Here is a 25,591-nt window from a genome sequence, read left to right on the forward strand (position 1 = left end):
TAAGGAGAAGCGGCGTCAGACGAGTTCCGCCGCCCGGCCGACCTTGAACGCGGCGAGCTCGTCCGGCTCGCATTGCGCAATCAGCCCCGTCTCCCATGCGAGATACGCGCGCGCGGAATCGAGGTTGCCATCATGACGGTCATGCACGAAGAAGAGATAGTCGATGCGCGTCTCTTGCGGCAACTTCACGGCATCGCGATCCACGGGCAAGCCACGTTGCTCCCACGCATCGAGCCCAAACGCGGCGAGTTCGATATTGGCGAAACCTGCTTCGCGCAGATCGGCTGCGACGAGACGCGCCGATGCTTCCGACGCTGCATCGGCAAACAAAACCAGCGGCGTGTCGAGACGCGCATGCAAGGCGGTCAACGTATCGAAGACGCGCGGGCGAACGGTCCAGCGCGCGCCAACCGGCCGGCCGTTCTCATGCGCCGCGCTCGACCGCAGGTCGAGCACGATTGCGTTCGCGGATGGCGCTTCTTCGAGGAGATCGGTTCGATCCAGCGCAGCGGCAGCGGGCGCATGCGTATTCCACTTCGACACGATGGCCACGTCGACGGTCGCCGCTTCGTAGCCCAATTGCACGAGCCAGTGAGCGATGACCGGCGCGCGGATGCCGTCGTAGTCGATCAACAAGAGACGCGCATGACGCACTGCCACGCTCTGATCCGTCGCCTGCACGAGCTGACCGCCCGGCGCATGGGCGGCGAAGGGCAGACCATCGCGCGCGTATTCCTCCGGCGTGCGGACATCGAGCAGATAGGTCGTGCGTGCGGTATCGCGACGCCACTGGTTCGCGTTCGCCTCATCGAGCGCAATCACGCCGAAGCGTCGCGCAAGCGCTTGCGCACGCTCGCGTGCCTTGGCTTCGTCGTGCGCGCTTGCCGCGCTCGGGATGATGTCCGCGTAACTGCGCGTGCTGCCGTGTTCCAGCGCAAGACCGGCGAGCGCCCATCCTTGCGTACCGTTTTCCAGCGCGAAGACATCGCGACGGATGCCGAGATTGCGCAAGGTCTGCGCGCCGATGATGCTGCGCGTGCGCCCCGCGCAATGCACGACGATGGTCGTATCGGGCGAGCCCGCGAAGGCGTCGATATGCGCCGCCAGTTCGCCGTTCGGCACGCACACCGCGCCCGGAATCGCCATCTTGCGATGTTCGTCGCGCGTGCGTGAGTCGATGAGCGAGATCGGACAGCCGCCGCGTTCGGCGCGCCAGCGTTGCAGTTGCGCGGCGCCGACATGCGGCGTGCCGTATTCGTGTTCGACGAGTTCGCCGAAGGTCTTCGACGGCACGTTCACGCCGCGAAAGAGCGTATAGCCCGCTTGCCGCCATGCGGCCGTGCCGCCTTGCAGGATCGCGATATCGCCGTAGCCGAGCCCTTGCAGACGGGCTGCCGCGCGACGCGCCACGGCGTCTTCGTTGGCGCCATCGTCGCATAGCGCGATGCGCACATCGGCGCGCGGCAGGAGGCGCGGCGCATCGAGTTCGAGCCGGCTGAAGGGAAACGGTACGGCGAAAAATGGATGGCCTTCGCCGAACTGACCCGCTTCGCGCACATCGAGCAGCGCGAGTTCGCGGCCGTCGTTGAGCCACTGGCGTAGCGTTTCGGCGTCGATAAAGCGCACGGCGTCAAATGATGAAGGCATGGGAGATCAGGTACAGGTGAGCCGGAAGGCACGGCGAAGATCGTCGATCAGATCGGCGGGGTCTTCGAGACCCGCGTGCAGCCGCACGACCGGCGCATCTTCAGTGAAATAGCCATGCACGCGAAGCCGCGATGCAGGTGCGATGAGCGCAAGGCTTTCGAAGCCGCCCCACGACGCGCCTTGAGAAAAGAGACGCAGGGCATCGACGAAGGCGCGGGTTGCATCGGGCGTCTTGCCGCGTGCGAATGCGAACGACACGAGACCGTTCGCGCCTTGAAAATCACGACGCCAAAGCGCGTGTGACGGATCGTCCGGCAACGCGGGATGATAGACACGCGCGACCGCGCTCTCCGTCTGCAAATATTCGGCGATGGCCAGCGCATGCCGCGCATGTTGCGCAAGCCGCACACCGAGCGTGCGCGCGCCACGCAGCGCCAGATAGGCATCGTCCGCGCCGACAGCCAGGCCGAGAGCATCGTGGGTATCGCGCAGACGCAGTGCAAGCGCGCGGTCGTTCGTTGCAACCGCACCCTGCATGATGTCCGAGTGTCCGCCTATGTACTTCGTCGTCGCCTGAATGGAGATATGCGCGCCGTGTTCGAGCGGTCGATGCAGAACGCCGGCGCTATACGTGTTGTCCGCGGCGAGCAAGAGGCCGTGCTCGCGGGCGAACGCACCGAACGCGGGAAGATCGACGACCTCATACAGAAACGAACTCGGCGACTCGACATAGACGAGCCGCGTCGTCGCGCGCAACGCATGGCGCGGCGGCCCGTCTTGCGCGGCAAAGTAAGTGGCTGCGATGCCGAACCGCGCAAGCAGAGGCTCGATGCGCTCGCGCACCGGGCCATACACACTGTCCTGAATCAAGACGTGATCGCCCGGCGACAACAACGCCAGGAACACCAGCGTAATCGCGGATGCACCCGATGGCGCGAGCAACGCGTGCGCCGCGCCTTCGAGTTCGCCGATCACCGCTTCGAGCGCTCGATGCGTCGCCGTGCCATGACGGCCGTAAGTCGCGACATCCTCGCCATCGTGGCGTTGTTTGTGCAACCGCTCGTAGTCGGCGCTGCTGGCAAAGCGCACGGTGCTCGTGCGTACCACAGGCATGTTCACCGGCGCCGCGCCATTCTCGAAGCCAGCGAGACCCGCGTGCATGAGCCGCGTGGCGAGCGCGGTACGCTCGTCCGTCATCAGCCGACCGCCTGGGTCTGATGGTGCAGATGCGTCTGGTTGTATCGAACGATCTTGCCGTTTTCGAAACCGAGACGTCCCGTGAGCGTTTCGAGTGGCCTGCCGTAGAGATGGAAGTGCAGCGTCGGCTGCTCGCCGGTCACGTGGATGCTGTGGATATCGTCGGGCAGGAAAGCGATGGGCGTGCCCGGTTCGACCAGCACTTCGCGGTCCACCTCGACGCTCGCGCGGTCCTCGTCGTTGCGGTCGTCCGTGCGGCGATACACGCGGTTCAACTCGCTGCCTTCCACCGCGACGATCACGGCCCACGTGTCGTGGTTATGCGGGATCGTCGCCTTGCCGGGCAACAGCGAGTTCAAATAGAGCGCGATGCCATCGCTGCCCGGATTGAGACGGTAGCGCGTCGACGTATCGCCACTGGCCGGATCGGGCGGAGGAAAGGCTTCGCGCGTGAAAAGCTCGGGCTGGTCTGCAAGTGTCTGCAATGCGGCCGCGATGTTGGCGAGCGCGTTACGCGTGAGCCCATCGCGTTCGAGAATGGCATGCGTTTGAGCGACGAGCGTATCGACGCGCTGCGTGATGTGAGGGGCGATGGAGGGTGTCGTCACGATTGATTCGATGCTAGCGTGAGGGATGAGCGCGAACGCGTGCGCCGCACGCGTGTGCCCGCGCTGTCGAGAAAGCGCTGCGTGCGTTCGTCGCGCGGCGCATGAAAAAGTTGTGCGGGTGTGCCTTCCTCGACGATCACGCCGCCTTCGGTGAAGACCACGCGGTCGCTGATGTCCTCGGCAAAGCGCATCTCGTGCGTGACGAGCACACACGTAAGGCCTTCGTCCACGAGTTCGCCGATTACGTTCAGCACTTCGCCGACCGTTTGCGGATCGAGCGCGGAGGTCACTTCGTCGAAGAGAATGAGTTCGGGCCGCATGGCAAGCGCGCGTGCAATGGCCACGCGTTGCTGCTGTCCGCCCGAGAGTTCGCCGGGATACGCGTGGGCTTTATCGGCGAGACGCACCTTGGCAAGCAATGCGCGCGCCGTGTGTTCGGCTTCCGCGCGGCTCGTGCCGAGTACGCGGACGGGCGCGATGGTGAGGTTCTCGAGCGCGGTGAGATGCGGAAAGAGGTTGTATTGCTGAAACACGAAGCCAATGCGCTTGCGCAATTCGATCTTCTGCTCGTCGCGCGTCAAGGCCGCGACATCCACACCGTTTACGCGCACTTCGCCACGCTCGGGCGTGATGAGGCCGTTGATGCAACGCAGTATCGTCGACTTGCCCGAGCCCGAAGGCCCGATGATCGATACGGCCTGATTGCGCTTCACGCTCAGATCGATACCGCGCAGCACGGGCGTGGTCCCATACGACAGATGGACGTCGCGCATTGTGACGAGGCCCGCTGGCGGTTCCATATCGAGTCTGGCGACGGCGCGCCCGTAGACGAGAGACATCATGCGTGGCTAGGAAGGGGAATCATTCGGCGCTCCGGCGCTACCTCTTGGGTGAGAGGCCCATTGTAGGAATGGCGCGATGCTTTCCGAACGAAGCAATCTTCACAACCTTATATGCGGCGTAACGGCGCTTTTCTCGGCGCGTGCTTTCCTTAGCAGATCAGATTCGTTTGCAGCGCGCGGCGCTGTGCCTACGCTAGCGTGTCCCGCAATTCGAACATGCAAGCCGAGGCTCCGATGTCTTCTGCCGTATCGCTTCAATCTTCTCTTCTTTTCACGCTCAAGCGCGCGACCCTCGCCGCGCTGACTCTCGCAGGCGTCAGCGCAGGAACGGCGCACGCGGATGCCACGCTCGATCGCATCGACTCGCGTCATGAGATCGTCGTGGGCGTGATGATCACAGGCGGTCCATTCGGTTCCATCGATCCAGCCACGCAAAAGCTGCGCGGCTTCAATGTCGATCTGGCGCAGGACATTGCGAAGCGTCTGAACGTGAACGCGCAACTCGTTTCAGTGCAGCCTTCCACGCGCGTGCAGTTCTTGCAGCAGGGCAAGGTGGACATACTCGTCGCCAATATGGAATTCACCGAGCAGCGCGGCGAGATTCTCGATCATGTCGCGACGCCTTACTATCAAGTGGGCGGCACGGCGATCACGGCGAATACGAGCGGCATCATGCGGTGGGAAGATCTGCGCGGCAAACCGGTTTGCATCTCGCAGGGCAGCAGCTACATCAAACCCGTGGTCGAAAAGTATGGCGCGATTCCGCGCGCGTTTCCCGGCGCGGCCGAGTCCTTGCTCGCACTGAAGGGCGGCAACTGCGTGGCCGCGGTTCACGATGCCGCGCCGCTGCTCTATCCGCTGCAACAGCGCGATCCCGAGTGGCGCGCGTATCGAACCTTGCAGCCCGAACTCGCGCCCGCGCCTTCGGTGATCTGGGTGCGGCAGGGCGAAAAGGACACGGCCGCACGTATCGATAGCTTCGTGCGCGACTGGCATCGCACAGGCTGGCTGATCGATGTCGAAGCGAAGAACGGTCTCACCCCGCCATCGCCCGCGCTCGCGCAATGGCACACGACGCAGGTGTCGTCGAAATGACATCGTTCGCGCACGAGTTGATTGCACGCGCGCAGCACGCGGGACTCGACTACCGCTTTCTGCTCGATAGCTACGATCGCGCGTCGTTCGTGAGCGGCATCGGCTTATCGATCGGCATCGTTGCGGCGACGCTGCTCGGCAGCGCAATCGTCGGCGTGGTCTTGCTCGTGGCGTTGCGTTCGAGCAGCGCGTTGCTCGAAGGCATTGCGCGCGGTGTGATCGAACTCACGCGCAATACGCCGACCATCGTGCAACTGTACTGCGCGTTTCTCGTGCTCAATACGCTCATCACGCAGCATCTGCAGGCGCATGGCGCGGACAATCCGCTCAAACCGTTTCTGTGGGTCGTGATCGTGCTTTCGATCAACAAGGGCGCGTTTCATGCCGAAGCGCTGCGCGCCGGTTTCGATGCCTTGCCGCGCGAAACGCTCGAAGGCGCGGACTCGCTCGGCTTCTCGCGCAAGACGCGCTTCTTGCGCGTGGAGTTGCCGCTGGCGTTACGCGCGGCGCTGCCCGCGCTCGTCAACAATGCGGTGGAACTGGTCAAGGCATCGGCGATTGCATCGGCTATCGCGGTCGGAGACATCACGTATCAATCGATCATGATCTGGACGCAGCGCGACAACGTACTCGCGTTGATGCTGCTGATACTCGCGTTCTTCTACGCGCTCACGGCGCTCGTCAACGTGTCGGGCCGCTGGATAGAGCGGCGGCTTGCGGTGCCCGGTTATGGTCAGCGATAGACCCGGCGCCTATGCGGGCGCGACCATCGCCGTGGCCGCGCTCGTGCTATGGCTCATGGCGCCGCGCGATATTCCCGGCGCGCAACTGCTTGCCGATTTCGTTCGATGGCTGCCCGCGTTGCTGCATGGCTTCGCAATCAATGTCGCGGTGAGCATCGGCGCGTTGACATTCGGCACGGTGCTGGGTGTGTTCGTCGGTTCGCTCTCGCTGGCTCGCGGTATCGTCGGCCGGGCGGCGCGGCTTTGGGTGCAGGCGTTTCGCAATGCGCCGTGGCTCGTGCTGATTTTTTTCACGACCTATGTGTTTCCGTTCGAGTTCGATCTAGGCGGACATGTCGTGCCGTTTCCCGACTGGCTCAAGGTGGTTGCGGCGCTCGCGCTGCCGGCGAGCGCGAATATTGCCGAGGTATTTCGCGGCGCGGTGCAGTCCATTCCCTCCACGCAATGGGATGCCGCCGGTTCGCTCGCCATGTCACGCCGGCAGATTCTCTTGCTGATCGTGCTGCCGCAATGCATGCGCCGCATGCTGCCGCCGTGGATGAACGTCTACGCGATCATCACGATGGGCACGGCGCTGTCATCGCTCGTCGGCATTCACGACGTGCTCGATACCGCGCAGATCGCCAGCACGACGGTCGCGCATTCGAGCTTCACCGTGCTCATGTACATGAGCGCGCTCGCGTTGTTCTTCGTTTATTGCTATCCGGTGACGCTCGCGACCCGCGCGGTCGAGCGGCGCTTGCGTTCGCGCTAGGCTTATCTTCGTCAGGCGCGGCGTTGCCCGCGCTCCGCGCTCGCGGAGACATCTCCTTACCCGTTCCGTTAATCGAATTGCGCGAGCCAAAGGCAGTCGTTATACTGCCTCGGCGGTATAGTGGCCTGACCACTGCAATTGGCCTGACCGCGACAGACAAAGGTAATGGCAACTCCTGGCAAGCATCGCACCGGCATTCGCGCCCGTGCGCTTACGAAAGGCGTGTGATCATGATGTCGTCTCAAAGCCTCGGCCTCGCCCCAAGTAACGCCCGCAATTTTCTCGAACAGTCGTACCATTCTTTATCTCTCGACACAGGGGGAGGGCCGAACGCGCCCTGATCGTCCATACGCATTCGGCCTGACAAAACGCTAATTCAATCAACGATAGCAGGCGACATGAAAGGAGACACAAGGATGTTCCGCAATGGAAAGACGGCCGCGCTCGCGCTGGCCTCATGCCTCATCGCAACCGGTGCGCACGCGCAAGTCGCAACCGGCGATACCTCGCAGAAGAAGATCGCGTTGTCCAACAGCTTCGGCGGCAACGCCTGGCGGCAGTCGATGCTGAAGAGCTGGAACGCCGTGTCGGAGCAGGCGGTCAAGGACAAGAAGGTCGCCGCCGCGCCCGCGTTCACCACGGCGGAGAATCAGGTCACGGAGCAGGCGCAACAGGTGCAGAACCTCATCCTGCAAGGCTATAACGCCATCGTGATCGATGCCGTCTCGCCCACCGCGCTCAACGGCACCATCAAGAAGGCATGCGCAGCCGGCGTGGTCGTGGTGTCGTTCGACGGCATCGTCGATGAACCCTGCGCGTATCGCGTCAACTTCGATTTCAAGGGCTGGGCGGAACAGGGCGTCGATTTTCTGGCGCAGCGTCTCAACGGCAAGGGCAATATCCTCGAAGTGCGTGGCGTGGCCGGCATCTCGGTCGACAACCTCATGCATGAAGGCGTGCTCGAAGGCATGAAGAAGCATCCGGGCATGAAGCTCGTCGGCTCCGTGTATGGCGACTGGACGCAATCGGTCGCGCAAAAGGCCGTGGCGGGTATCTTGCCGACGCTGCCGCAAGTGGATGGCGTCGCGACCGAAGGCGAAATGTCCTTCGGTATCGCGCAGGCGTTCAAGGCAGCCAATCGCCCGACGCCGCCGATGATTATCGGCAGCACGTATCCCGAACTCAACTGGTGGAATGAGCAGACGAAAACCGGCTATCAGTCGCGTTCGCTGTCGAATCCGCCGGGCGCGGTGAGCTTTGCTTTTTGGGTCGCGCAGCAAGTGCTGGCAGGCAAGAAGATCCCGAAGGAAGTGACCATCAACGTGCCGCTGCTTGAAATCTCGCAACAGGAATTGCCCGCGAAGCTCGCGGCGACGCCACCGGGCGGCATCAGCGATGTCACCTACACGTTGCCGCAAACCGTCGCGCTGCTCGACAAGAAGTGATCTCCATGGCGGCGCATGCCTGCAAGGGCCGCGCCGCTTTCTCCACACATGGAGCACGTGAATGAGTGCAACTTTTGATACCGGTAACAGCGGCGGCACCGGTCATGCCGGCAAGCGCGCCGCGCTGATTCGCTTCGAAGGCATCGGCAAGACGTTCGGCCGCGTGCGCGCGCTGGCCGATGTCGATTTCACCTTCCTGCAAGGCGAGTGCGTGGGTATCGCCGGGCATAACGGCGCAGGCAAGTCCACACTGATGGCCGTGCTCGCGGGCGTGTACGAACCGACGCAGGGCACTATCGAAGTGGACGGCAAGCATGCCGAAGGCTACGACGCCAACTCCGCACGCGATGCAGGCGTGCGCTGCGTGTTCCAGGAACTGTCGCTATGCGCGAACCTGACGGTTGCCGAGAACATGTGCGTCGTGCACCCGCAATTGCATGGACGCGGCTGGCGGCGTCGCGCCACGGCGTTGATGCGCGAGAAGCTCGAAGAGATTTTTCCCGGCAATGGATTGAAGGGCAATGAGCTCGTTTCCGATCTCACCCTCACTCAGCAACAGATGGTGGAAATCGCGCGCGGCTTCACGGTGACGGATGCGCCCGTGCGTCTTGTGATTCTCGACGAACCGACGTCTTCGCTCGATGCTCACACCGCCGACCAGTTGCTTGCCTTCGTGCGCAAGGCGGCGCAAAGCGGCATTACGTGTCTACTCATTACGCATATGTTGGGCGAAATAGAGCGCGTGGCGGACCGCGTGATGGTCATGCGCGATGGCGGTATCGTCAGCGTGCTGGGCCGTGACGATGCAAAGCGCGAATCGATCATCCAGGCGATGGGGCAGCACCTCGAAGCCGACAAGACGCCGGGCGCGGTACGCGAACAGAACGCGCGCAATGACGAGCGGCATTTTCGCTGGACGCTGGGTGCCAAACGCGAGACATCCGTCGATGCCGCGCGTGGCGAAGTCGTCGGCTTTGCGGGACTTGCGGGACAAGGGCAGACCGAAGCGTTGCTCGCCATCTACGAAGCCGCGACGAATAATGCGAGAGTCGCTTTCGTGGCGGGCGATCGCGCTCGCGACGGCGTGTTCCCGGTGTGGTCGATTGCGCAGAATTTGGACTTGCGCTGGCTTGCGGGCGGCATGAAACGCGCGCGCGGTCTGGTCGATCTCGCGGCGGCCCGTGAAGTGGTCGAAGCATGGCGCGCGAAGATCGGCATACGCGGTGCGTCGATGAACGCGGGCATTCTGTCGCTCTCGGGCGGCAATCAGCAGAAGGTGCTGTTTGCCCGCGCGCTTGCATCGAATGCAGAACTCATCCTGATGGACGATCCCACACGCGGCGTCGATGTCGGCACGAAACGCGACATCTATCAGCTCGTGCATGCGGAAGCCGCGAAAGGCCGCACGTTCATCTGGTACACGACCGAAAACGAGGAACTGTCGCACTGCGACCGCACTTACGTGTTCCGTTCGAGTCACGTCACGCGTGTGCTGCATGCGGACGAATGCACGGAAGAAGCGCTGCTCGCGGCGAGTTTCGAGGAGCAAGCAGCATGACGCCCGCCAGTAGTAACACCCGCGCCAACGCATCCAATACGCAAGCACGTTTGCGCGCCTTGCTTCCCGCCATCTCGCTCGTCGCCGTGTTGGTGCCGATTCTCGTCATGCAGCCCACGGTGATGAGTTACTTCGGTTCCAGCCTGCTGCTGAATCTCGCCGTGCCGATCGTGCTCGCCACGCTCGCGCAGCTTGCGATCATCACCGTGAACGACCTCGACCTTTCCATCGGACCATTCGTGAGTCTCGTCGCGTGCATCGGCGCGACGCTGCTCGTGAAGACGCCGTGGCTCGGCGCGTTGACGCTCGTCGGTTGCGTGCTTGCATATGCGGCTGTCGGCGCGCTCATCGAGTTGCGCCAGATACCGTCTATCGTCGTCACGCTCGGGCTTTCGTTCGTGTGGAGCGGCCTTGCAATCGTGCTCTTGCCGTCGCCTGGCGGGACGAGTCCCACGTGGCTCGGCAACGCAATGAATTATCAGACGCCCTTCATCGCCGCGCCTATCGTGTGGTCGGTGCTGATCGCGATCATCGGTCACTTGCTGCTCATGCGCTCGTCGGCGGGCGTGCGCATTCGCGGTGCGGGCGGCAATCCGCGCGCAATGCGCCGCTTCGGCTGGTCGCTCGTGCGCAGCAAGGCGACACTGTATGGCATAGCGGGCGTGTTCGGCGTGCTGTCGGGTCTGTCGCTGCTCGGTCTCACCACTTCCGCCGATGCCAACCTTGCACTGCGTTACACGCTACTTTCCATCGCGGCCGTGATCCTCGGCGGCGGCGAATTCGTCGGTGGACGCGTGTCGGTGATCGGCGCGGTGCTGGGTGCGATCACGCTGACGCTCGCGGCATCGTTCCTCGCGTTCCTCAACATTTCGTCGGACTGGCAGGTCGGCATGCAAGGCGCGATTCTCATCGTCGTGCTTTCGTTGCGCGTGCTGCTGCAACGTGGAGAGCGCCGATGAACACACTCGCGGACAAGAATGGAAGCACCTGGACGCGCCTCAAGAGCATTCAGGCGCCCTGGGCCTGGTCGTTCGTCGGCGCGGTGCTGGTGTGGTTCGCCATCGTCGTGATCTTCGGCTTCGGCATTGCGAGCAATGTCGCGCAGACCGCGCTCACTTACGGCGTCTTCATGGTGCTCGTCGGGCTCGGGCAGATGCTCGTCATCACGTCGGGCGTGGGCAATATCGACTTGTCGGTGCCATCGACGATAGCGCTTGCGGGCGTCGTCGGCATGCACGTGATGGGTGGCACGAACGGCGGCATTGCACTCGGCATCGCGGCGGTGCTGGGCGTGGGGATCGTGATCGGCCTCGTGAATTACGCATTGATTCGCTTGCTGCGCATTCCGCCGATCATCGCCACGCTGTCGTCGAGCTTCATCATTCAGTCGGTCGCCATCACGCAAGGACGGCAACTGCCGCCGCCGCCTCCCGCGCTCGGAGCCTTTGCGACAGGACGCTTCCTCAACGTGCCGTATATCGCGCTCGTGGCGCTGGTTCTATCCCTCGTGCTGGGCGTGCTCTTGCATCGCGCGGTGTATGGGCGCCAGCTTTCCGCTATCGGTCAGAACTCGCGCGCGGCATGGCTTGCGGGCGTGAACGTGCATCGCACGCGCTGCATCGCGTACGTGCTTTCTTCGATGATCGCCGCGCTCACGGCCTTGCTGCTCGCTTCGGTATCGGGCGGCGCATCGCTCGACATGGGCGTGGAGTACATGCTCATATCGATTGCGGTGGTCGTGATCGGCGGCACGCTCGTGACAGGCGGCAAGCCGACCATCACGGGCGTGTGGGGCGCATCCATGTTCCTCTTTCTCACGAATGCCGTGCTCAACGCGGTAGGTGCGGATGCGGGCGTGCGCTCCATCGTGTATGGCGTGCTCATCATCGCGGTGACGGTGGCCGCGGGCGGCAAGGTGGTGCGCTGAAACGGATTCAAAAAAGGAGGAGACACATGAAGTCAGGAGAGTTCGAGATTCACGACGCGCGTTTCAAGTGGCTGATGCAGGGCAATGCGCCACTGCAGAAGATCACGGGCGATTGTCTGTGGGCCGAGGGTCCGGTGTATTTTCCGGCGGCGGACATGCTCATCTGGAGCGACATTCCCAACAACCGCATGTTGCGCTGGGCGCCGGGCATGGGCGTGGGCGTGTATCGCGCGCCGTCGAATTACAGCAACGGCAATACGCGCGACCGCGAAGGGCGGCTCGTGAGTTGCGAGCATGGCGCGCGCCGCGTGACGCGCACGGAGCACGATGGCAGCATCGTCGTGATTGCATCGGAATACGAAGGCAAGCGGCTCAATTCACCGAACGACGTCGTGGTCGATTCACACGGCGCGATCTGGTTCACGGACCCCGATTACGGGATCATGAGCGATTACGAAGGGCATCGTGCGCCAAGCGAGATCGGCCGATGCAACGTGTATTGCGTCTCCCCCGACGACACGCACGTGCGCCTGGTTTGCGATGACTTCGTCAAGCCGAACGGTCTTGCGTTCTCGCCGGACGAGTCATTGCTGTACATCGCCGATTCGGCGGCATCGCACGACGACACCGCGCCGCGTCAAATCCGCGTGTTCGATGTCGCGAAGGACGGCGCGCTGCGCAATAGCCGCGTGTTCGTGGACATGCCAAGCGGCGTGCCGGATGGCTTGCGTCTGGACGAACATGGCAATGTCTGGACGAGCGCGGAAGACGGCGTGCACTGTTATGCGCCGGACGGCACGTTGCTCGGCAAGATACTCATTCCCGAAGTGGTGGCGAACCTGACCTTCGGCGGGTTGAATCGCGATCGCTTGTTCATCGCGGCGACTTCTTCACTCTATTCCGTGGCCGTGAGCGTGCGTGGCGTCGGACGATAAAGACACATCTACAAGGAGACAACAACGTGAAAACAGTATTGTCGTTTCTTGCCGGCGCCTGCTTCGTGGCGTTGTCGGCAAGCGCATCGGCGCAAGTTGCGACGGGCGATACTTCGTCGCTCAAGATCGCGCTTTCGAACAACTACGCGGGCAATAGCTGGCGTCAGCAGATGTTGAAGAGCTGGTCGAACGTGGCGGACCCGGCTGTAAAGCAAAAGGTCGTCGCGGCCGCACCCACCTTTACGACCGCCGAGAGTCAGGCGACCGAACAGGTCCAGCAGATTCAGAATCTCATATTGCAGGGCTTCAAGGCCATTGCCGTCGATGCCGTCTCGCCCTCCGCGCTCAATGGCGTCATCAAGCAGGCGTGCGGCGCGGGCGTGACGGTCGTGTCGTTCGACGGCATCGCGACCGAACCGTGCGCGTATCGCATCGCCGTGGATTTTCAGGGCATGGGGCGCATGCAGGTGGATTATCTGGCGAAGCGTCTGAACGGCAAGGGCAACTTGCTGGAAATTCGCGGGCTCGCGGGCGTTTCCGTGGATGACGAGATTCATCAGGGTATCGTCGATCAGCTCAAGAAGTATCCGGGCCTGAAGATCGTCGGTTCGGTGCATGGCGACTGGACGCAAACCGTGGCGCAGAAGCAGGTTGCGGGTATCTTGCCGACCCTGCCGCAGATCGATGGCGTGGTCACGCAAGGCGGCGATGGCTTCGGTACGGCGCAGGCCATCAAGGCAGCGGGCCGGCCGACGCCTATCATCATCCTCGGCAACCGGCAGGAAGAACTGGCGTGGTGGGCGGAGCAGAAGAAGACCGGCTACGAGACCATGTCGGTGACCATTCCGCCGGGGGCTTCGTCGTTTGCGTTCTGGGTCACGCAGCAGGTGCTGGCCGGGAAGAAGATTCCGCACGATATCCGCATGCCGGTGCTCGAAGTGAAGCCTGAAGAACTGGACGCGGTGTTGGCCAAGACGCCAACGGGCGCGCTGGCTAACAAGGAATACACGCGGGATGAGGTTGTCGCGGTGATCGACGGAAAGAAGTAGACGTTTGCGAAGTAGCGTGTCGAAGGGCGGCCGATGAATGGCCGCCCTTCGACTTTCATGACGCGCCTGATCAGCCCTTCTGAATCAACCGCCCAAGCGGCGCGAGCGGACCCACGGGAATCAGGTCGAAAGTCATGAAACCGCCTTCGGTCAGCGGCAGCGCGCCGACTTCCGCTCGGGCCGCGTCGACCGATTCGACGTCCATCAGAAACATCACGCCCGGACGGTCCTGACGGAACCAGAATTGCTCGATCTTGCCATCGAGATAAAGTTGCAGCGTATGCGGAACCTCCTTCGGCATGATCCGTTGCTGCTGCTCCGGTGTGGGCGGATTGGTGATGGATCCAACTGCGAATACCTTCATGGGTGAACTCCTTCCTTGACTGCGTTGCGATGTACAACGGAGCTCACTGTAGTCTTAGGGCGCAAAAACCGGTATCGTCGCAAATGCCAACTTTGAGGGCGTTTACGCCATGCGAATTTCAATCGTCGCTTTGGAAGGCCTGTTCGATACCGGGCTCACGGTCCTGCTCGATGCGTTCACGCTCGCCAACAAGTTCTCCGCTCAGGCCACGGGCGGTGCGCCTCGGTTCGATGTTTCGCTGGTCGGCGTGCGCAAGAAGTTCCGCTCGGCGCAGGGATTCGGCATTCCGGTTCGGCCGGTTGCAGCCGACCTGAAGCCCGATTGGGTGATCGTGCCGGCATTGAGCACCGGCACGCCCGAGTTGCTCGTTCCCGCGCTCGAACGGCCGGATGTGAGAAAGGCCAAAGCGCAACTGCTGCAATGGCACGACGAGGGCGCGCTTATCGCAGCGTCGTGCATCGGCACGTTTCTGCTGGCGGAAACCGGGCTGCTCGATCATCGCGAAGCGACGACGACCTGGTGGCTCGGTCCGTTTTTCCGGCAGCGCTATCCGCATGTGCTGCTCGACGAATCGCGCATGCTCGTGCCGACCGATGTGGGCGTGACGGCCGGCGCGGCACTGGGACATCTCGATCTGGCGTTGTGGCTGATCCGCAAGGCAAGCCCGGAACTCTCGAATCTGGTGTCGCGTTATCTGCTTGCGGACCTTCGCTCCTCCCAAGCGCCTTACATGATCCCCAATCATCTGGCGCAAGCCGATCCGCTCATTCTGCGTTTCGAGCGATGGTCGCGAGAGCACCTCAAGTCAGGCTTCTCGCTTCAGGAGGCCGCCAGCGCGCTCGCGACGAGCACGCGTTCGCTGCAACGCCGGTGTCAGGACGTGCTCGGCAAGTCTCCGCTCGCGTACTTTCAGGATCTGCGGGTGGAACGCGCGCAGGCGCTTTTGCATGGCAGCGGTCTCGACCTCGAAGCTATCGCGGCCGAAGTCGGTTATGTCGATGGCGCAACCCTGCGCACGCTCTTGCGTCAACGCCTGGGACGCGGTGTGCGAGACCTTCGCGCGGACTTGCGCTGAGAGCGGTGCGCCGGGACTTTAAACTTCAACGCATGGCGAACACCGTGCGCTGTTTGTTGTCGTTGCCGTCCCAGTGCTCGCTCAACTGCGAGAGCGGCACCGCTTTTGCATCGACACGTAATGCTCCCGATGCAGCCGCGTTCAGTACCGCCTTCACGCATTCGAGCAAGCGCGGCAGTGCAACGCTGCCGATCCCGCTGCCCATCAACGTGATTGCAGTGGAACGCAGCACGGCGCCCGGCAAGCCGATCTCGGCGCCGCCAATCGAGCCGATCTGTATGAAGCGCAAGACACGGCCATCGTCCAATGCTTTCGCGGCGGCGATCAACAAGGCACGCGCACCAGGACCCCAGAGATAGTCGAGCACGATATCGACGCCTTCCGCGAACTGCGCTTCGAAAGCACGCGACATCGCATCCTCGTTTTCATCAAGGGCGATCGTGACATCGGCGCCGGCTTCGCGCAGCGCGTCGAGCACCGCCGCGTTGCGTCCTGTCGCGATGATCTTGCCCGCACCGAGATGCTTCGCTATCTGCACCGCGAGTTGTCCGGACGTGCCCGTCGCACCGTTGATCCACACGGTCTCGCCCGCGACGAAGCGTGCACGCTCGGTAAGCGCGGCCCACGACGACATGCCGGGAATGGCGATGGCAGCGGCGGTCACATCATCGATTGCATTGGGCAGCGGCGCGCAGCGTGGTTGCGGCACGAGCGTGCGTTCGGCCATCGCGCCGAAGGGCGCAGACGGATTGAAGAAATAGACGCGCGTGCCGTCATCCAGACGCCCGACGCCGTCCACGCCCGCGACGAACGGATACAGCTTGCCCGACGAGTAATGCTGTCCCAACGCCTTGGCGCGGGCGAGCTGACTGAGCGCGGCGGCACTGACCTGAACGATGTGGTGTTCCGGCGTTGCGACGGGTTCGGCGAAGTCGCCGTAGAACGGTTGTTGTCCTGCTGCGTTGACGATTGCGGCTTTCATAGTGCCTCCGTGACGAATGCATCCAGTCTAGCCATGCGAGCGCGGCCAATCTCCGGTATAAAAGCCAATCGATACGGCAAACCGGCCATGACTACCCCGCTCATTCGCCCCGACCTCGTCACTTCGCCAGACGGGCCTTTCCTCGCTGCCGCCGAACTCACGCAAGCCGCGCCGCGCGAAATGTCCCTGCACAGTCACGCGCGCGGACAGTTGATGGGCGCGTTGAGCGGCCTCATGTCGATAGGTCTCGAATCTCACCGCTGGGTCGTGCCCGCCATTCATGCGATCTGGATTCCGCCGCATCGCGCGCATTCGGTGCGGTCTTTCGGGCCGTTCGCGGGATGGAGCGTGTTCATTGCCGAAGCGCGCTGCGAGGCCTTGCCGAAGGAACCGCGAGCCATCCGCGCAAGCGCGCTCATGCGCGAGGCCGTGCATCGCGCGGCGACATGGCCGGGCGAACCGCTCGATGCATCGCAGGCGCGTATCGCGGATGTCATCATCGACGAACTCGCGGCTGCGCACGAAGAGCCGCTTCATCTGCCGCGTCCCGCCGATGCCGCGCTCGTCAAGATAACGGATGCGCTCGGCCGCGATCTCGCGGACAATCGCCGTCTGGAAGAATGGGCCGCGTGGGCAGGCGTGTCGGCTCGGACGTTGAGCCGTCGCTTCATCGCGGATACGGGGTTGACCTTCGCGCAGTGGCGTCAGCAAGCACGCATGTTGCGTTCGCTGGAACGCGTGGCGGATGGCGCGCCGGTGACGACCATCGCGCTGGAACTCGGCTATGAAAACATCAGCGCATTCATCGATGTGTTTCGCCGCACCTTCGGCACGACGCCCGGCCGCTATATGGCGAGGAAGCGCGTTTAGATGTGTTCCAGCATCCATTCCCGATGCCCGAGCAGTGTCTGCCCCAGCACTTCGAACGCCGCCGCGGGCAACTGCTGAAGCTCTTCCACGACGCTGCATACGGGATAGAACTCTTCGACCGCGTCATCGAGTATGCCGATACCGATGAGTTCCACCTTACGCGCGAGCACGTCGCGCACACGCTCGCGCAGATCGCTACGCAAAAGCGCGGGATGACCTTCTCCCGTCGCCGGATAACCGTCCGACAAAACCATCAGTATGCGACGGCGCGCACGTCTCGCGAGCAATCGTTCGGCGGCCCAGGTCAGCGCTTCGCCATCGGGATTTTCGTGGCCGCATGCTATGCGCGCAAGCCCGCTGAGATTGGCCGAATCGAAGCGCTTATAGACTTGCAAATCGAGTCTTTCGACAAAGCGATTGAAGCCTTCGGGCGGCGTGTGTCCACTAGAGAGCCAGCGCTCGTAATAAGCGCGCATGTCCGCGTCTTCTATCGAGCTATAGCCCAGCACTTCGCATGCGAAGCCGAGTTGTTCGAGCGCGTCGCACAGCGCGGTCGCGCATAGCCGTGCAAGTTCGATCTTGCGTCCAGCCATGGAGCCGCTTCGATCGATCAGCAGCGTGACGGCGGCATCGCGGCCGGGACGCGCGCGTGCCGCACGAAACGGCGTGCGATAGCCAGGCGATGTTGCAAGACGCACGAGCGACGGCCGGTCGAGTTCGCCGCGTTCCTGTTCGCGCTGCCAGTGCGTTTGTTCGTCGGCCTTCAATGCGCGTTCAAGACGTGCCTTCAACGGCCCTGTTTGTGCGCGCGCCAGCGTGCGCAGCTTGCGCCATGCGGTGGGGTCGCCCATGCCGGTGAGATCGGTCACGCGATCGAATTCCGTGGTGAGGGGAACGGAGCGTGTCGGTCGTTCGATCGGCGATGCATTGCTTTCGGGCGCGATGGCATCGCCTTGAGAATCGGGCGAGGAATCGTCGAGTGGCGCCGCGCTGGAATGCGCGGGCGTCGACTCTTCGCTGCTTGCGTCGTATTCGGGCTCGGATGCCGACTCGTGGTCCACGGTGAACATCATGTTGTTGATGTCGCCCGCCGATAGCGCTGCAATGCGTTCGAGCGCGCGCATTGCAAGACGCACGCTTTGTTCCGTCGATACGCTCGCACGCCCTTCGCGCAGGATATCTTCCATCACATGAAGCGCCGTGCCCAACGATGGCGTGTCCTCCACGGCCGTCGCTTGCTCGTTCCAGAGCGCGCGTTCGACGCGCCAAGCAAATTGCTCGCGCCAACTGAGCTTCTGCCAGCCGCCAAGAACGAGTTCCTGCCGATGCTCGCGGTACGAACGCAATAACGCTTCGGCACCGGGGTAAGCATCGAGCAGAAGGGCGCACGCGCGTCTGTCGTCGAGTGCGCGAGCGATACCGCGTGCACCTGCTGCCGTCTTGTCGAGTGCGTCTGAATCGCAATGACAATGCCGCGCGACGAGCAAGTCGAGATAGCCATTAACCGTGTCGTTTTGCGTCGTCGGGTCGAGCGTATCCGGCAGCAAAAGCAGCTTGCCGCGCACGACAGGCCCGTCCGGTGAGAAGCCGATTTCCAGATCGTCACGACGAGCCAGCGTGCGCGCGAGCTTCGCGAGATTGTCGTCATCCATCGGCGTCGATGCGTTCATCTCGCGATGTAATGCTGCACGATATCGCGGATCAACGCGGCGTCCTCGGCGCTGACCTTGGCGTAGATCGTCGGACCCGCGGCGGCTTCCGGGTCGCCGCTTCTCAGCATGAGCGCGGTCCAGTCGAGCAGCCTGCGCGTGGAGAACGCGCTCGACAGATCTTCGCGCGCGAAGGCAGCGCGACAGTCCGCCGCGATGGAGGCAAGCGTCGTCGCCATGGATGCGCTCACGCCTTCGCCGAAGGTACGCACGAGCACCTCGGCTTCATCGGCGGGAGAAAGGTAGTCGAATTGATACACGCGCCAGCGGTCGAGGAACGCTTCGTTCATCACGTTGGCGCCCTGATACAAGTGCCGATATTGACTCATCGCGCCGACTGCATTGGCTGTCGCAAACAATCTAAACGAGGGATGCGGCGTCACGATCTCGTTGCCCCTCTCCTTGAGCAGGAGACGTCCGCCGGGTTCCAGTACGGCGGTGAGGACGGCGAGTATCGCGGGTTCGGCGAAGTCCACTTCGTCGACGATCAGCCAGAGACCTTCGCGCATGGCGGTGGGCAACACGCCGTCGATCCAGATGGTCTCGCCGCCCTTGACGGTCCAGAAGCCGACGAAGTCGCCGACTGTCGTCTGGCCGTTCATGTTCGAGCGCAGCACGCCCTGATTCGTATGCGCGGCGACTTGTTCGATGAGGCTCGTCTTGCCCGTTCCCGTATGCCCGATCAGCAAGAGGCGCCGGTTCTCGACGATGTCCAAGAGGATGTCGCGTGAGCGTGCCGCGAAGAGATAGGCCGGGTTCCGTGCGGGAACGAAGGGTCCGCCCGCACCCGTCGGCATGGGCACGGAGTCGATGACCGTGCTGCCCACCATGCTCACGACGCCCACGCTTGCAACGGCCGCACGCTTCAAGTCCTGCATGAACGCATGACGGTTTGGAGACGACGCCTGATTTTCCCGATGCTTCACGAAGCCTTCACGCCGCCACTTTTGCAGCTTGGCTTCGAGATTGTCGAGGTCGACCACTGTATCGACACGGACTTCGCCCGCATTCAGACGATGCAGGATGCGATACAGATGCGGCCGGTCCGCGTGACTGACGGTCCATTGGCCGGCGTTTGCATCGGCGGGATGAACATAGACGCCGACGTGAGACGCGTCGCGCGTGGAAGATTCGAAAGAGGCGTTCATGAAAGGCGAGGCACGGGCGATGACCTGTGCGAGGGTGCATCAAAAGTCACGCCACGTCCAGCTTACTTCGTCGTGACCGACGACGGCACGAAGACGAAACCTTCCATCAGACGCCGCGCGCTGCGGCTCATGATGGCTTTCGTCACGGTCCAGCTTCCGTCGCGTTGCTCGGCTTTCGCGCCCACTTCGAGACTGCCGGAAGGATGCCCGAAGCGCACCGGTGCGTGCGCATTCGCGACGAGCCGGTTGACGACCGTCCCCGGAATGGCCGCCGCGACGGCGATAGCCACGGCGCCCGTGCCCGTCATCGCGTGATGCAGCTTGCCCATGGAAAAGATACGCGCGTTGATGTCGAGCGCGCTCGCATCGACATGCTTGCCGCTCGATGCGACATAGCTCGCGGGCTTCGCGACGAAGGCGAGCTTCGGGGTATGCGGGCGCGATTGCGTGGCTTCGTCGGCTGACGCGGCGAGACCCATGCGCACCGCGGCGTGAGCGCGAATGGCTTCGGCTCGTTGCAGCAAGGCGCTGTCGCCGTTCACGTCGCGCTGCAACTCGCTGCCTTTCAAGTCGAGCGATGCCGCATCCACGAAAATGGCCGGGTTTCCCGCGTTGATCATGGTCATTTCGACCGGGCCGACGCCGGGCACGTCGAGCACGTCGATAGCGTTGCCGGTCGGAAACATGCTCTCGTTTGCATCGCCGGCCGGATCGAGGAATTCGATCTTGATCTCGGCTGCGGGGAAGGTCACGCCGTCGAGTTCGAAGTCGCCTTCTTCGACCACTTCGCCGTCTTTCATCGGCACATGCGCGGTGATCTTCGCGCCGATATTCGCCTGCCAGATGCGCACGGTGGCCGTGCCGTTACGCGGGGCATCGACGAGACCCTGCGCGATGGCGAACGGACCGACCGCCGCAGTCAGGTTGCCGCAATTGCCTGACCAGTCGACCACCGGCCGGTCGATGGCGACCTGACCGAAGCGATAGTCCACGTCGCAATCTTCACGCGAGGAAGGACCGATGATCACGACCTTGCTCGTGCTGGAGGTCGCGCCGCCCAAGCCGTCGATATGCTGGCCATAAGGGTCGGGGCTGCCGATCACGCGCAGCAGGACGGCGTCGCGCACGGCAGCGTCGGCGGGTAGCCAGTCGTCGCGGAAAAATACGCCCTTGCTTGTGCCGCCGCGCATGTAGACGGCCTGAAACTTCGACTGAGCCAAGATGATTCTCCGGGTGTGCACGCATTCGATGTCTTCATTAAACATCAAAACGTCCCGACCCGGATAACTTACAAAACCATCTCAACGCCTGGCATAGTCTTTCGCCGAACACAGCGAGGCTGCCAGCGCGACTTGCGTTTCATCCTCGCCGCGCAGACGCGCGAGCCACTTGCCCGCGTTTGCCGATGCAGTAGCGAACGGCGCGGTCACGCGTTGCAGATAGGCTGTCATCGGCGAGACGATACTGACGTTCTCCATCATGCCGCGATCTTCGTGATCGAGGATATGGCAATGCATGACGAATTCGCCCGTGAAGTCCTGATAGATCGTGCGCATGGAAAGCTGATACCCGGCCTTGATGAAAAGCGTATCGCGCTCCACGCCTTGCAGGTTGCAGTACTCCGTGTCGCCGGTTTGAAGCTCTTCGTCGGTGCAACCCCCCGAGCCATTGAAAATGGAGTTGCCGGCTGCGTTCTTGATGTCGATGATCCTGAACGGATTCGTGTGAATGTGAAACACGTGTGTGGCGAAGGCCGTGGCGGAGACGTTCCATTGATCGATGTTGCCGAGCACGCCGGTATAAGCAGTGACGCTCGGATCGTAGCTCTTGCCGTTGATGGTGAATGCGGGCGGCTTGATGTCGAACACGGCAGGCACGACGTTGACCACCTTGCCATCCACCGGCACACTGGGCGCGAACGCTCGCAACGTAAGCGATGCGAGATCCGTCTTCGCGGGTTCCGCGAGCGTGGGATTGGCCGCGACCAGTTGATTGCGAATGTATTGCCAGTAGCGCGAGTGATTGCCGACCGTGGTGTTCGGAATGTTGACGCCGGGACCGACACGCGCGAGCGACAACAGACGCCGGTCCTTCGCCTTCGATGAATTGGTTCTGAAGTTGATGGTCGCGGAAGCCGAGGCGGCTTCGTCGAGTATGCAATACACACCCGGCGATGGAAAGGCCACGAGCACGTCGCTGCGGTAGCCGGGGTTCATCGAATTGACGTCCTTTTCGACCATCGCGTTCATGGTGATGCCGTCTTCGGCGAACTCGAGTTGCTTGACGGTTTCACCGCTGCAGAGTTGATCGAGCGTCAGGGACTGCGACGTCTTGGTGTTGTCCTTCGCGAGCGCCGAGGCTGCCGCGCTCGTCGCCGTGTTGACCTGCGCCGCGCTCAAGGACTGCGAATCCGCCACGCCAACGGCCGAGAGATTTGCACGCACGATCTTCACATTGATGGTGTCGCGATTGCCGCCATGCACCATGCGAAGACGGCGCACTTCGCCTGCGGGTACGAAGGTCGTGGCGCTCGGAAAGACTGGCTGAACCACGCCGTTGATCTGCGTATAACGGCCGGATATTTGCCACGTCGAATTGAACTGCCCCGTGTGACCGGGCCGCGGGTCCTGAACGAAGGAAAGCTGGTTCGTATAGCCGCGGATCTCGCCGATCTTTCCAGATGGGCAGATCCATTCGAAGGTGGTCGGGTCGGCCAATGGCACGGTGGATTGCGCGTCGCTGAAGCAGCCGTATTCGATCTGCTGAAACAGCATGACGTGTTCGCGCATCGGCAAGGGCAACAGCAGGAAGCGGCGATGCAGGATGGTGTCGATATCGGCGCTGCCATCGACGACGCCACGGCGCGCCTGACGTGAACCGCGCACGATCAGCACGCCGGCCATGCCGCTCGCGACATCGATGGCAGTCGAGCCGTGCAGATGCGCGTGATACCAGAACGTGCCGGAGGGATGCGTCGACGGAATGTTATAGACGTATTGCTGCGACTGCTGAGGCAGCACCGTCAGCAGCACGTTGTCCGACTTGCCGGAAGGCGAGACATGCAGACCGTGCGTATGGATGTTCGTGTGATTGAAGCAATGCGGCGTGGAGTGATCCGGATTGTCCGGGCAGTCGTCCACGGGATCGTTCACCTGCAACCTGTTGTTGAGCTTCAGCCTGAGCGTGGCGCCCGGCTTGATGCTGATGGTCGGCCCGGATGGGCAGCCATTGTACGAACGCATCGACACGGTATCAAAGGCGTTGGTGGAGGGGTTGTAGATGCGGTAGCTGCCCTTTTGCACCGACAGCGTGACCGAGGCCGAATTACCCGATGGATTCAGCCCTTGCAAGCACTGAAGCCGCGCGAGTATCGAAGCAAGCCCGCCCGGCGTTGCGACCGCTGTGTTGTCCGCCGTGGTGTCGGAGTCGTCGCTGAGATCGTCGAACGAACGTGTGGTCAGCGTGCTCGACGTGCTCTGCGCGAAGCTCATAGCGGGCGCGAATGCACAAGCAAGAAGCACGATCGGCAGAGCGCTTTTGAAACGACGAACGAGGGATTTCATGATCCGCTCCTTGCATGGACGAACACGGTTGGCTCGCTGCAAGAGGACATTAGGTGATTGGAAGAATGTCGTATCCCTAATCTTTTTCGATCTGTTCGCTTCACCACACGATGACCCGAGCGAGACGGTAAAAGCCGGTTGGCGTTGAAATCCGTGAGAGGGGAATATGAAAGGAAACCGAAGGGCAATGCCTCGGCGTCATCGCTTGCATGGAATTAGATCGGAACCCGAAACAATCTTCAGATGCGACGAAATTCATCGCATCAATACCATGGTCAGGTCTGACGATTAGGCGAAGTCGTCCTTGCACTCCCAATCCCGTCATAAGCTTTCCACCCGTTCGTGCTTTTGCATATGCAAATCGATTCGTTCGCGTCCGCGTGACGGCGTTTTAACGTGTGCGCTGCGGCAGCAGCCCAGCAACGCCGCCAAGATCATCGACGACAGACGAAACAAAGGAACGGCATTACATGGCAGGCATCGATCGACGGGGATTTCTCATTTCATCGGGCGCGGCGCTCGCGTCCGCAAGCCTGTCCTCACTGGCGTTCGCTCAGGGCGACGCCGGAAGTCCGAAGCGCGGCGGCACGCTCAACATGCTGATCAATCCCGAGCCGCCCGTGCTCGTATCCATCTTTCAGACGACGGGGCCCGCGCTCGTCGCCAGCTCGAAAGTGCTGGAAGGCTTGCTCGCCTACGACTTCGATCTGAAACCGAAAGCGCAATTGGCGACCGCATGGAACGTAAGCCCGGACGGTCTCAAGTACACGTTCACGCTGCGCGAGAACGTCAAATGGCACGACGGCCAGCCGTTCAGCTCGGCCGACGTCGCGTTTTCCATCGATTTGCTCAAGTCGATCCATCCTCGCGGACGTAGCACGTTTGCCAACGTGGTGAAGGTCTCGACTCCCGATGCGCGCACCGCCGTGATCGAATTGTCGAAGCCCGCGCCGTATCTGTTGAAGGCGTTGTCGGCGGGCGAATCGCCGATGGTCCCGAAGCATCTCTACGCCACGGGCGACCCGCTCTCGAATCCGCACAACAACGCACCCGTCGGCACGGGACCGTTCCGCTTCAAGTCGTGGACACGCGGCGCGAATATCGTCTATGAGCGCAACCCGGACTACTGGGATGCGGGCAAGCCGTATATCGATTCGCTCGTGTTCAAGGTCATTCCCGATGCGGCGGCGCGTTCCGCTGCGTTCGAAACCGGCGCGCTCGATCTCGGCGGCGAGAATCCGGTGCCGCTCACGGACTTGCCGCGTCTTGGGCAACTGCCGCAGCTTGCCACGGAAACGCGCGGGTATCGTTTTCTTCAGCCGCAATCGGAGATCGACTTCAATCTCGATCATCCGATCCTGAAGGATCTGCGCGTGCGTCAGGCCATTGCGCACGCCATCAATCCGCAGATCGTGCAGCGCACGATTGCATACGGTTACGCCGATATTTCGCCGACACCGATCACGCCTGCATCGCCCTATCACGACGCCAAGATCACGCCCTATGCGTTCGATACGGCGAGCGCCGAGAAGCTGCTCGATGCGGCGGGTTATCCGCGCAAGAACGGCGGGCCGCGTTTCAGTCTCACGCATGACTTCCTGCCTTATGGCGATATGCATCGGCGTCAGGCGGACTATGTGAAGTCGGCGCTCTCGCGCGTGGGGATCGACGTGACAGTGCGCTCGCAGGACTTGCCTTCGTTCCTGAAGCGCGTGTATGCGGACCGCCAGTTCGACTTCACCAGCATAGGCGTGAATACGCTGTTCGATCCGAGCGTGGGCGTGCAGCGTCTTTATTGGTCGAAGAATATTCGTCCGGGCGTGCCGTTTTCCAATGCGCCGCACTACAGCAATGCGGAAGTCGATACGCTGCTCGAATCGGCATCCGTGGAAACGGATGAAGGCAAACGGGTCGCGCTTTATCAGCAGTTCCAGCAGATCGTGAATCGCGACTTGCCTGTTCTGAACCTCATCGCGCCGCGCATGATCACGGTCGCCAACAAGCGCGTGCATAACCACACGGTGTCGGCGCAAGGTCTGGAAGGCAATCTCGCCGATGTCTGGCTGAGCGCGTGAAGGCA

Annotated in this window: 22 protein-coding genes; 12 read left to right on the forward strand and 10 right to left on the reverse strand. The window is 62.4% G+C overall.

Going from position 1 to position 25,591, the window contains the following annotated elements; all coding sequences use genetic code 11:
- Positions 1–15 precede the first annotated feature (15 nt).
- The 4 genes from QCE79_RS19015 to QCE79_RS19030 are packed head-to-tail and all read right to left on the reverse strand — an operon-like array spanning position 16 to position 4,294.
- Positions 16–1,647 (reverse strand): rhodanese-like domain-containing protein, encoded by a 1,632-nt coding sequence (locus QCE79_RS19015; protein ID WP_309846899.1) that lies wholly within the window; start codon positions 1,645–1,647, stop codon positions 16–18.
- Positions 1,648–1,653: 6 nt separating this feature from the next.
- A complete protein-coding gene (metC, locus tag QCE79_RS19020; protein WP_309846902.1) occupies positions 1,654–2,844 on the reverse strand; it encodes a cystathionine beta-lyase in 1,191 nt (396 codons plus the stop codon).
- Positions 2,844–3,455 carry a cysteine dioxygenase gene (locus QCE79_RS19025; RefSeq protein ID WP_404989404.1) on the reverse strand — a complete coding sequence of 204 codons (612 nt, stop codon included), beginning with the start codon at positions 3,453–3,455 and terminating at the stop codon, positions 2,844–2,846. The genes metC and QCE79_RS19025 overlap by 1 nt, the downstream gene beginning before the upstream one ends.
- Complete coding sequence (locus QCE79_RS19030) at positions 3,449–4,294, reverse strand: amino acid ABC transporter ATP-binding protein (RefSeq protein WP_284509448.1); 846 nt, start codon at positions 4,292–4,294, stop codon at positions 3,449–3,451. The genes QCE79_RS19025 and QCE79_RS19030 overlap by 7 nt, the downstream gene beginning before the upstream one ends.
- Before the next feature lie 234 nt (positions 4,295–4,528).
- Here QCE79_RS19030 and QCE79_RS19035 point away from each other — a divergent pair, with 234 nt between their 5' ends.
- From QCE79_RS19035 to QCE79_RS19075, 9 genes are all read left to right on the forward strand, one after another.
- Complete coding sequence (locus QCE79_RS19035) at positions 4,529–5,389, forward strand: transporter substrate-binding domain-containing protein (RefSeq protein WP_309846906.1); 861 nt, start codon at positions 4,529–4,531, stop codon at positions 5,387–5,389.
- Entirely contained in the window at positions 5,359–6,132 is a 774-nt protein-coding gene (locus QCE79_RS19040; protein ID WP_404989385.1) for an ABC transporter permease subunit, read from the forward strand. The genes QCE79_RS19035 and QCE79_RS19040 overlap by 31 nt, the downstream gene beginning before the upstream one ends.
- Positions 6,119–6,886, forward strand: coding sequence for an amino acid ABC transporter permease (locus QCE79_RS19045; protein ID WP_309846909.1), 768 nt, complete (start codon positions 6,119–6,121; stop codon positions 6,884–6,886). The genes QCE79_RS19040 and QCE79_RS19045 overlap by 14 nt, the downstream gene beginning before the upstream one ends.
- 416 nt (positions 6,887–7,302) lie before the next feature.
- Positions 7,303–8,331 (forward strand): ABC transporter substrate-binding protein, encoded by a 1,029-nt coding sequence (locus QCE79_RS19050; protein WP_244830909.1) that lies wholly within the window; start codon positions 7,303–7,305, stop codon positions 8,329–8,331.
- A gap of 61 nt (positions 8,332–8,392) precedes the next feature.
- On the forward strand, positions 8,393–9,889 hold the full coding sequence (locus QCE79_RS19055; protein WP_309846912.1) for a sugar ABC transporter ATP-binding protein: 1,497 nt from the start codon (positions 8,393–8,395) through the stop codon (positions 9,887–9,889).
- Positions 9,886–10,848, forward strand: coding sequence for an ABC transporter permease (locus QCE79_RS19060; RefSeq protein WP_250469233.1), 963 nt, complete (start codon positions 9,886–9,888; stop codon positions 10,846–10,848). The genes QCE79_RS19055 and QCE79_RS19060 overlap by 4 nt, the downstream gene beginning before the upstream one ends.
- Positions 10,845–11,816: an ABC transporter permease gene (locus QCE79_RS19065; protein ID WP_250469234.1), complete on the forward strand. Its 972-nt coding sequence runs from the start codon at positions 10,845–10,847 to the stop codon at positions 11,814–11,816. The genes QCE79_RS19060 and QCE79_RS19065 overlap by 4 nt, the downstream gene beginning before the upstream one ends.
- Before the next feature lie 26 nt (positions 11,817–11,842).
- Entirely contained in the window at positions 11,843–12,751 is a 909-nt protein-coding gene (locus tag QCE79_RS19070) for an SMP-30/gluconolactonase/LRE family protein (RefSeq protein ID WP_309846916.1), read from the forward strand.
- Positions 12,752–12,777: 26 nt separating this feature from the next.
- The gene (locus tag QCE79_RS19075) at positions 12,778–13,800 is read left to right on the forward strand and encodes an ABC transporter substrate-binding protein (RefSeq protein ID WP_250469236.1); all 1,023 of its coding nucleotides are present in this window, start codon (positions 12,778–12,780) and stop codon (positions 13,798–13,800) included.
- A gap of 70 nt (positions 13,801–13,870) precedes the next feature.
- On the opposite strand, the gene QCE79_RS19080 is transcribed toward QCE79_RS19075, so the two are convergent.
- Positions 13,871–14,164: a hypothetical protein gene (locus tag QCE79_RS19080; protein ID WP_250469237.1), complete on the reverse strand. Its 294-nt coding sequence runs from the start codon at positions 14,162–14,164 to the stop codon at positions 13,871–13,873.
- Positions 14,165–14,273: 109 nt separating this feature from the next.
- On the opposite strand from QCE79_RS19080, the gene QCE79_RS19085 reads away from it, so the two are divergent.
- On the forward strand, positions 14,274–15,239 hold the full coding sequence (locus tag QCE79_RS19085) for a helix-turn-helix domain-containing protein (protein ID WP_309846919.1): 966 nt from the start codon (positions 14,274–14,276) through the stop codon (positions 15,237–15,239).
- A gap of 25 nt (positions 15,240–15,264) precedes the next feature.
- Here the strand turns inward: QCE79_RS19085 and QCE79_RS19090 are convergent, their stop codons facing one another.
- Positions 15,265–16,221: a zinc-binding alcohol dehydrogenase family protein gene (locus QCE79_RS19090; protein WP_250527608.1), complete on the reverse strand. Its 957-nt coding sequence runs from the start codon at positions 16,219–16,221 to the stop codon at positions 15,265–15,267.
- 87 nt (positions 16,222–16,308) lie between these two features.
- Here QCE79_RS19090 and QCE79_RS19095 point away from each other — a divergent pair, with 87 nt between their 5' ends.
- Positions 16,309–17,091, forward strand: a complete 783-nt coding sequence (locus tag QCE79_RS19095) for a helix-turn-helix domain-containing protein (protein WP_250510978.1) — start codon at positions 16,309–16,311, stop codon at positions 17,089–17,091.
- Here QCE79_RS19095 and QCE79_RS19100 read toward each other — a convergent pair.
- The 4 genes from QCE79_RS19100 to QCE79_RS19115 all read right to left on the reverse strand — a co-directional run bounded on the left by QCE79_RS19100 (position 17,088) and on the right by QCE79_RS19115 (position 23,511).
- Positions 17,088–18,761, reverse strand: a complete 1,674-nt coding sequence (locus QCE79_RS19100; RefSeq protein WP_309846923.1) for a cobaltochelatase CobT-related protein — start codon at positions 18,759–18,761, stop codon at positions 17,088–17,090. The two genes, QCE79_RS19095 and QCE79_RS19100, sit on opposite strands and share 4 nt — an antisense overlap.
- Positions 18,758–19,948: an AAA family ATPase gene (locus QCE79_RS19105; protein ID WP_309846925.1), complete on the reverse strand. Its 1,191-nt coding sequence runs from the start codon at positions 19,946–19,948 to the stop codon at positions 18,758–18,760. Before QCE79_RS19105 ends, QCE79_RS19100 begins: the two co-directional genes overlap by 4 nt.
- 62 nt (positions 19,949–20,010) lie before the next feature.
- Positions 20,011–21,213 (reverse strand): 2-methylaconitate cis-trans isomerase PrpF, encoded by a 1,203-nt coding sequence (prpF, locus tag QCE79_RS19110; RefSeq protein WP_404989386.1) that lies wholly within the window; start codon positions 21,211–21,213, stop codon positions 20,011–20,013.
- Positions 21,214–21,249: 36 nt separating this feature from the next.
- Positions 21,250–23,511 carry a multicopper oxidase domain-containing protein gene (locus tag QCE79_RS19115; RefSeq protein ID WP_309846930.1) on the reverse strand — a complete coding sequence of 754 codons (2,262 nt, stop codon included), beginning with the start codon at positions 23,509–23,511 and terminating at the stop codon, positions 21,250–21,252.
- A gap of 470 nt (positions 23,512–23,981) precedes the next feature.
- Here QCE79_RS19115 and QCE79_RS19120 point away from each other — a divergent pair, with 470 nt between their 5' ends.
- Complete coding sequence (locus tag QCE79_RS19120; RefSeq protein WP_244830896.1) at positions 23,982–25,586, forward strand: ABC transporter substrate-binding protein; 1,605 nt, start codon at positions 23,982–23,984, stop codon at positions 25,584–25,586.
- Positions 25,587–25,591: the final 5 nt, after the last annotated feature.

The organism is Caballeronia sp. LZ003 (assembly GCF_031451465.1).
In the GTDB taxonomy this organism is placed as follows: Bacteria; Pseudomonadota; Gammaproteobacteria; order Burkholderiales; family Burkholderiaceae; genus Caballeronia.